The following is a 7,732-nucleotide window of genomic DNA, read 5'->3' on the forward strand; positions in this document are numbered from 1 at the left end:
CGCGGGACCGCCCCATCAGTTTCGCTCCACGATGCGATCGATGAGGAAGCTGGACTGCACCAGCGCCTCAGCGGTGAAGTCACCGAAGAACGCGCGGACCTCCTCAAACAGACGGGTGAAGGCAGGCTGATCCCCCTCGGCGATCACCTGGGCGAGTTCCTGAACCGACCGGCCGAACGCCGCCGTTACCTCCCCGCTCTGCGGGTTGCGCATCTCGATCGGGCCGTACAGCCCGGGGTCCTGCGCAAAGTGCCGCGCGGCCACATACAGTTCGAGGAGATAGGCCGGCGATGTGAAGGGCATCGTTTCCGACAGCGGCATCCCCAAGCGGGCCAGCGTGAGCCCCTGCACCTGCGTCTGAAAGTGCGTGAGCACCTGCACCACGGCCATCGCCCGGTCATGTTGCTCGGCCGACGTCTCGGTAACGACGAGCCCACGGGCCGCGAACGTTTGGCGAACCCACTCGCCCCATTCGTCGCCACGGCCACGGCAGAGCACCACCCGCTGCCCCTGCAGGGTGTGCACCCCGGGGCCGAACATGGGGTGGGTGCCCACCACACTTGCGGTGGTACTCTCGAGCATCGCGGCCATGGGGGCGCACTTGATGCTCGTGACGTCCATGAGCAGTGATTCGGGACGCAGGTGCGGCCCGATCTCGCGAACCACGCGCTCTGTGCGATCGATGGGCACACTCACGACGGTCACGTCGGCGGCCGCCGCGGCTTCCGCCCCCCGCAGCGTGGTATCGGTATCCACGACCAGCACGCGGTGACCGAGGTCCCCAAAGAGGCGCACCAGAAGTCGCCCGATCCCGCCATGGCCGCCGATCACCGCTATGGTGCGCGCCGCCTCGTCGACCGGTACCTCCGCCCGCAATGCCGCCTGATGATCGCGACTGGACCGAAGCAGCACGCGGAAAATGGACTCGATCTCGTCCGCCGGCAGTCCGAGTTCGAGCGCCCGCTCGTGACGGTCGCGCAGCACATCCTGCTCGCGCCACGCATCGCGGATGCGCAGTCCGTGCTTGCGCTTGTAGGCCGCCACTTCGGCCACGAGCGCCATACGCCGCGCGAGGATCTGCAACAGATCGCGATCGAGGGCGTCGATCATGGCGCGCACCACCGGAAGTGGGCGCGGGTCTCCAACCCCAGGCGGTTCGTGCGGGAGGGTCACGGCGCGGTAAGCGACAAGGCGGTTTACGACAAAGTGGTGATCAACGATCCTACATTGACGGCTGGTATCGCCCCCACACCTGTTCGAGGGTATCGGCGATCTCTCCGACCGACGCACGGCAGCGGACCGCGTCGATGATGAGCGGCATGAGTTCGGTGCGGGCTCCGGTATGCTCGGGGAGGTAGTGCGGGGCCGCCTCGGCAATCCGTGCGAGCGTCTGCTGCACCACCGCGTTGTCGCGCGCAGCCCGCACGGCGTTGACGCGCGCCACCTGATCCTTTTCGAGCGCGCCGAAATTCGGCGCTGGGATGATCGGCGGCTCTTGCCCGTCTCCGAACTTGTTGACCCCCACGACCACCGTTTCCCCAGCCTCCACCCGGAGCTGGTACTCATAGGCGCTACGGCCGATCTCTTCCTGAAAGAAGCCCGCGCGAATGGCCTCCGCGGCCCCCCCGAGTTCGTCGACCTTGCCGAGCAATGCGAGCGCGCGCGCTTCGATGTTGTCGGTGAGTTGCTCCACGTACCAGCTGCCGGCAAGCGGATCCACCGTCTGCGCGATGCCCGACTCGTAGCCCACGATCTGCTGTGTACGGAGCGCGAGCGTCGCCGCTTCGGCCGTGGGGAGGGCGAGTGCCTCATCGTAGCCATTGGTGTGCAGCGACTGCGTCCCGCCGAGGGTGGCGGCCAGCGCCTGCACCGTTACGCGTACGATGTTGTTGAGCGGCTGCTGCGCCTGCAGGGTGACCCCGCCGGTCTGGGTGTGGAAGCGCAGGCGGCAGCTGGCATCATTGGCCCCAAACCGGTCACGCATGAGGCGGGCCCAGAGGCGACGCGCAGCGCGGAACTTGGCCACTTCCTCGAAGAGGTCGTTGTGCGCGGCAAAGAAGAACGAGAGACGTGGGGCAAAGCTGTCGACGGGGAGTCCGGCATCGACCGCCTGCTGCACATAGGCGAGCGCATCGGCGAAGGTGAAGGCCACCTCCTGCACCGCCGTCGCACCGGCTTCACGGATGTGGTAGCCGCTGATGGAAATAGGATTCCACTGCGGCACGTCCGCGGCGCAGAAGCGGAACATTTCTGCAGTAAGCGCAAGCGACGGCGCGGGCGGATAGATGTACGTGCCGCGCGCGATATACTCCTTGAGGATGTCGTTCTGCACCGTCCCCGATAGCTTTTCTCGAGCGATCCCCCGCTCCTCGGCCACCACGATGTACATCGCCAGCAGCGTGGACGCGGTGGCGTTGATCGTCATGCTCGTAGAGACCTGATCGAGCGGAATGCCGTCGAGGAGCACGTGCATGTCTTCGACGGTGTCGATCGCCACGCCCACCCGGCCCACCTCGCCCATCGCGCGCGGGGAACTCGAATCGATCCCCATCTGTGTGGGCAGGTCGAAGGCAACGGAGAGCCCCGTTTGGCCGGCGTCGAGGAGCAGCTTGAACCGCTCGTTCGTGGCCTGCGCGGTGCCGAAGCCGGCGTACTGGCGCATGGTCCAGAGGCGACCGCGGTACATGGTGGGCTGCACCCCCCGGGTGAAGGGGAACTGCCCGGGGTCGCCCAGATCGCGGGCGTAGTCAGTGGTCGCGTCGCCGGGACGGACCACGGCGGGGATCGGGATGCCGGATGGGGAGAGTCGCTCGCTCATCCCGGCAATCTATCACGCGTGCAACGCCCGGTCCGCCGGCTTCCGGCTGCGAGCGGCCGTGACCCGATGGAGGGCCGCCGTGGTACCGACGCGGTACCGTAGCGGCGCCGTCGTGGCGCTACCTCCCACGAGGCGGCGCCGGCTCTGCGATCAGGGCGCCGAGACGGGAGACGGCGCGGGAAGCGTGCCGGCACGACGCTCCGTAATGCCCGGTGCCACGAACTTGGGCAGCGGAAAGTCGCTGGCCAGCTCCACCTCGCTCCGACTGCCGATGTACAGCGGCGTACGCTGATGCAACTCGGTGGGATCGATATCGAGGATGCTGCCGTAGCCGTCGGTGGCGCGTCCACCCGCCTGCTCCGCGATGAAGGCGAGCGGGTTGGCCTCATACAGGAGGCGCAGCTTGCCACGCGGGGCCTTCTCGTTCGCGGGGTAACAGAACACGCCGCCGCCGAGCAGGTTGCGGTGGAAGTCGGCCACGAGCGAACCGACGTAACGCACGTTGAGTGCCTTGCGCTCACCATCCATGCCACGGTAGCGCCGCATGAGCGCGCGGGTGGGCTCGGGCCAATCCTGTTCGTACGCGTCGTTGACGGAGAGGTACCGCGCGCGCTCAGGAATACGGATGTTGGGGTGCGACAGCAGGAACTCGCCGATGGAGGGATCGAGCGTGAAACCGTGCGCGCCCTGCCCCGTGGTGTACACCATCATGGTGCTCGAGCCGTACAGGATGTACCCGGCGGCGACCTGGCGACGCCCGGGCTGCAGCATGTCTTCCATTTCACCGCGCGTGCCGCGCGTGATCTTGCGAAAGACCGAGAAGATCGTGCCCACCGGAACGTTGACGTCGATGTTGGACGAACCATCGAGCGGGTCGAACAACAGCACGTACTTGCCGTTGCGGAACCCCTCCGGGATCTGAATGATGTCGGGCTCTTCTTCCGAGGCCATGGCGCAGAGCCGCCCACCGTGATCGAACGCCTTGATGACGATTTCATTGGCAATCACGTCGAGCTTCTGCTGCACCTCGCCCTGCACGTTCTCGTTGCTGGTCGCCCCGAGGATGTCGGCCAAGCCGGCGCTACGCACTTTGTTGGCGATCATCTTGCCCGCGAGCGCCATGTCGTAGAGGATCCCGGACAACTCGCCGGTGGCCTCGGGAAACATGCGCTCCTGTTCGATGATGAAGCGCTCGATGGTGACGACGGACGTCGCTGTATGCTTGACCACGGTAAAATCCCCGAGGGGTGATCGCGGAGTAACGCTCGCGGTGGTGCAGCCGGAAACCGCGTGACCTGCACCGGCTCCATGGATGGAAAGCTGTCTTGGCTGGGCGAGCAGGTGCAAGAGAGACGCCGCCAATTTCACTCAGCAGCACCAGTGAAACAGATGTAACAAGCCGGTCCCCCGCCGCCCACTACCGAACGCGCGCGGGGCGCGAAACGATCCAGCGGTCGCCTCCGCTATCGACCTCGAGCGTACGCCCGTCGCTGCGCACGATGATCGTGCCCTCCCGATCGGTGCGCAGCAACGGCGTGTGGCGCTCGAGAAAGCTTTGCAACGTCTCCGGGGCGGGATGCCCGTAGCGATTGCCGGCACCCACCGAGGCGATGCCGAGTGCGGGCCGCACCGCATCGAGGAAGCGGGGCGTGGTGCTGGTCCGGCTCCCATGATGCCCCACCTTCAGTACGTCGGCTGCCAGCTCTTCGGGCGGATAGTGTTGAAGCAACCACGCTTCTTCGTCGCCCTCGGCGTCACCGGTGAGCAGTACCCGATGGCGGCCGTAGTCCACGCGCAGTACCACCGACGTTTCGTTGGCATTGTGCTGCCGCACCGTCCAGGCCGAGTCTGGGGCAAGCACGGTGAGCGTGACCCCGTCCATTTCCCAGCGTCGACCTGGTCGTACCCTTTCCCACGTCGCCCCCGTTTCGCGCACGGTCTCGAGGGCCGCGCGATAGCCTGGCCCCGTAGCGACGAACGCCGGCTCCCACCACCGCGGTACCCCGAGCGCATGCATCACGCTGGCCGCGCCGCCCACGTGATCATCGTGCGCGTGCGACATAACGAAGAGCGCCGCCTCACCACCGTGGCGCCGAAGGTACGGCACCACCGTACGCCGTCCCGCATCCCCTCCCTGCCAGCGTGGCCCGCCATCGACCAAGATCCAACGCCCACGCGGCGTACGCATCGCGACGGCATCCCCCTGCCCCACGTCAAGGACATGGAGCTCGAAGCGCGCCCCGTGCGGGGCTCGCCTCAGTGCGTGCGCAAGCAGTGGCCACCACAGGGTGCCCACGCAGGCGAGAGCAGCCCCCACGAGCCATCGCCGTCCATGCCCGCGCCCGCGGCGCCGTGGATGCAGCTCGGCGGTGGCACGCACCACGCACGCGGCGGCGAGACCGGTACCCACGGCGGTGCTGAGCGTGGGCGCTACCGTCATGACGGCCCCGGGGATAGCCGCTGCCGTTTCGGCCACGCGGTCGAGCGCGGCCATGAATGGCTGAGTGGCGTCTGGCAGCCATCCAGCGAGCGGCGCAGGGACGACCAACGCCCACAGCAGGGCGAGAAAGAGGGCTGGCTGCAACAGGCCGACGATCGGGCCCGCCACGAGATTAGCGACCGGTGCCACCAGGCTGAGGCGGCCGAAGGTCCAGGCAATGATCGGCGCCGTGACCACAATGGCCACGAGCCCGGTCAGCCCCTCACTGACCATCCACCCGCCAATCCCGCGTGCGGTCGCGAGCCCGTGGGTGACACGGCGCCAGCGCGATACCGGCACGGCCCCATGCTGCGACCGATAGTGGGCCGTGCTTCGCCAGTCACGCTTGAGGGCCCGCGCGGCCACTAGTGCAGCCATGCCGCTTACGCTGAGCTGCCACCCGAGGTCATGCACGACGAGGGGATCCACCGTAGGCACCGCGGCACCCAGAGCGAGCGCGGACCAGTCATGCACCGGGCGCTGAAGCTTTGCACTGAGTGTGGTGACGACCAGCATGACGGCACTGCGCACCGCAGGCGCCGGCCATCCGAGCAGCAGCACATACAGGATCACCAGCGCCATTGCGATCGGCTCCATGTGCCGGCGCGGAATGCGCGCCGCGCTGCCGAGCGTCAACAGGGCGCCCGCGATAATGGCCACATGCATGCCGCTGACCGATAGCAGATGCACCAGCCCGGCATCAGCGTATCGCTCGCGCACGTCGGGAGCGATGCCGTGCTGGTCGGCGATCAGGAGGGCGCGCACAAGCGGAGCCCGGGTGCCGAAGTGCCCGTCAATCACTGCCGCAATGTGCGCGCGCCATGCGCGCCACGGATCACGTGGGCCGCGGGCCCCGGTCGGCTCCGGATGGTCGAGCCGGAGGCCGCGGTCGGTGCGGAGCGATACGGCGCGCAACGCGAGCGCCTCGCCTGCGGACGGGGCGGTGCGCGGCCACCGCACGGTGAGCGGCACGTGACACCGGCCCCACCGCGCGCGTTCGCTGGCGGTGCCACGAGACACCGCACCGCGAACCGCACCGCGAACCGCACCGCGAACCACACTGCGCCGCGCCGCGCCAGGCTCGGTGGGCGGCGCAGACGGCTCGTCGAACACGGCCCAGACGGCGTCGCCGCGCTGTAGCGTGGCATGCAGCGCGTCGGCGCAGCGGTCGCGCTCACGCCGCGCCCCATGGCCCGCGAGGACGCCAGCCACCAAGAGCCACGGTGCCACGCGCACAGGCGTTTGCGTAGATGCGGCGGACGTACCGGCCATGTTGCCCGCCGCGATGGCCACCAGACAAACAAGCACGGCGAGCGGAAGCGACGCCCGCAGCGGCTCCCCGCTTCCGCCCAGGTACAGCCCCAGCAACCACCACAGGACCGCATGAATGAGCAACGGCATGCCTCAGTCTCGCTGAGGCATGCCGTTGCCCTGTCATCACGAATCCGCCTACATGATCACGGCGACGCACGCCGCCGCATCGCCACGACTACCCTGCCATCATCGGGAGCGGCGTGCGGTCCTTGCGGTCCGAGACCGGCGTGCCGGTGAACGTGGCGCCCGTGGTGCCCGTGAGTTGCACCACGAGATAGTCACCGATCTGCGCCGCATCGGCGGGCACCATGACCGTCTTGAAATCGCGGGAGCGGGCCTGCAGCAGTTCGCCGTCACGTGCGACCTTCTCCACCAGCACCTCGACCGTGTCCCCGAGGCGGGAGAGGTTGTTCTCGCGCGAAATGCCGCGCACCGTGCTCACGAGCCGCTCGAAGCGCTCGGCCACGACCGCATCTGGGATGGTCCACTCGGGGGGCATGCGCGTAGCGGGTGTGCCCTCGCGCGGCGAGAACTTGAACATGAAGGCGTCGTCGAACCGCACCTCGCGGCAGAGCGACAGCGTGTCCTCGAACTCCTCGTCGGTCTCGCCCGGAAAGCCGACGATAATGTCGGTGGTGAGCGCCAGCCCGGGAATGGCCGCACGCATCCGGGCCACGCACTCGAGGTAGTCTTCCCGCGAGTAGCGGCGCAGCATGCGCTTGAGCATGCTGGTGGAACCGCTCTGCATGGGGAGGTGGATGTGCTCACAGACGGTGGGCACCTCGGCCATCGCGGCGATCACGCGATCGCTGAAGTCGTTGGGGTGTGGGCTGGTGTAGCGCACACGTCGGATGCCGTCGACGGCGCCGACGGCGCGCAGCAGATCGGCGAAGTCGTGGGTGCCATCGCTGTACGAGTTGACCGTCTGGCCGAGCAGCACCACTTCGGTAAGGCCCTGCTCCACCACCTGCTGGACCTCGCGTACCACATCGGGGAGCTTGCGGCTGCGTTCGGGGCCGCGGGTGGTGGGCACGATGCAATAGGTGCAGCGGTAGTCGCAGCCTCGCTGCACCGGGATCCACGCCTTCACGCCTTCGAAGCGGCGGGCGACCACGTCCTCG

Annotated in this window: 5 protein-coding genes; all 5 read right to left on the reverse strand. The window is 67.9% G+C overall.

Annotated elements, in window-relative coordinates; genetic code table 11:
- Nucleotides 1-15 precede the first annotated feature (15 nt).
- Complete coding sequence (gene tyrA, locus ACIQ51_RS10630) at nucleotides 16-1,290, reverse strand: bifunctional chorismate mutase/prephenate dehydrogenase (protein WP_396205016.1); 1,275 nt, start codon at nucleotides 1,288-1,290, stop codon at nucleotides 16-18.
- Nucleotides 1,223-2,818, reverse strand: coding sequence for a methylmalonyl-CoA mutase (locus ACIQ51_RS10635; protein WP_396205017.1), 1,596 nt, complete (start codon nucleotides 2,816-2,818; stop codon nucleotides 1,223-1,225). The genes tyrA and ACIQ51_RS10635 overlap by 68 nt, the downstream gene beginning before the upstream one ends.
- A 150-nt stretch (nucleotides 2,819-2,968) precedes the next feature.
- Entirely contained in the window at nucleotides 2,969-4,048 is a 1,080-nt protein-coding gene (gene fbp / locus ACIQ51_RS10640; RefSeq protein WP_396205018.1) for a class 1 fructose-bisphosphatase, read from the reverse strand.
- A gap of 187 nt (nucleotides 4,049-4,235) precedes the next feature.
- Nucleotides 4,236-6,698 carry a DNA internalization-related competence protein ComEC/Rec2 gene (locus tag ACIQ51_RS10645; protein WP_396205019.1) on the reverse strand — a complete coding sequence of 821 codons (2,463 nt, stop codon included), beginning with the start codon at nucleotides 6,696-6,698 and terminating at the stop codon, nucleotides 4,236-4,238.
- A gap of 88 nt (nucleotides 6,699-6,786) precedes the next feature.
- On the reverse strand, nucleotides 6,787-7,732 hold a 946-nt coding region (locus ACIQ51_RS10650), incomplete at its 5' end, for a MiaB/RimO family radical SAM methylthiotransferase (protein WP_396205020.1).

It is taken from the genome of Gemmatimonas sp. (assembly GCF_044344655.1).
Lineage (GTDB): Bacteria > Gemmatimonadota > Gemmatimonadetes > Gemmatimonadales > Gemmatimonadaceae > Gemmatimonas.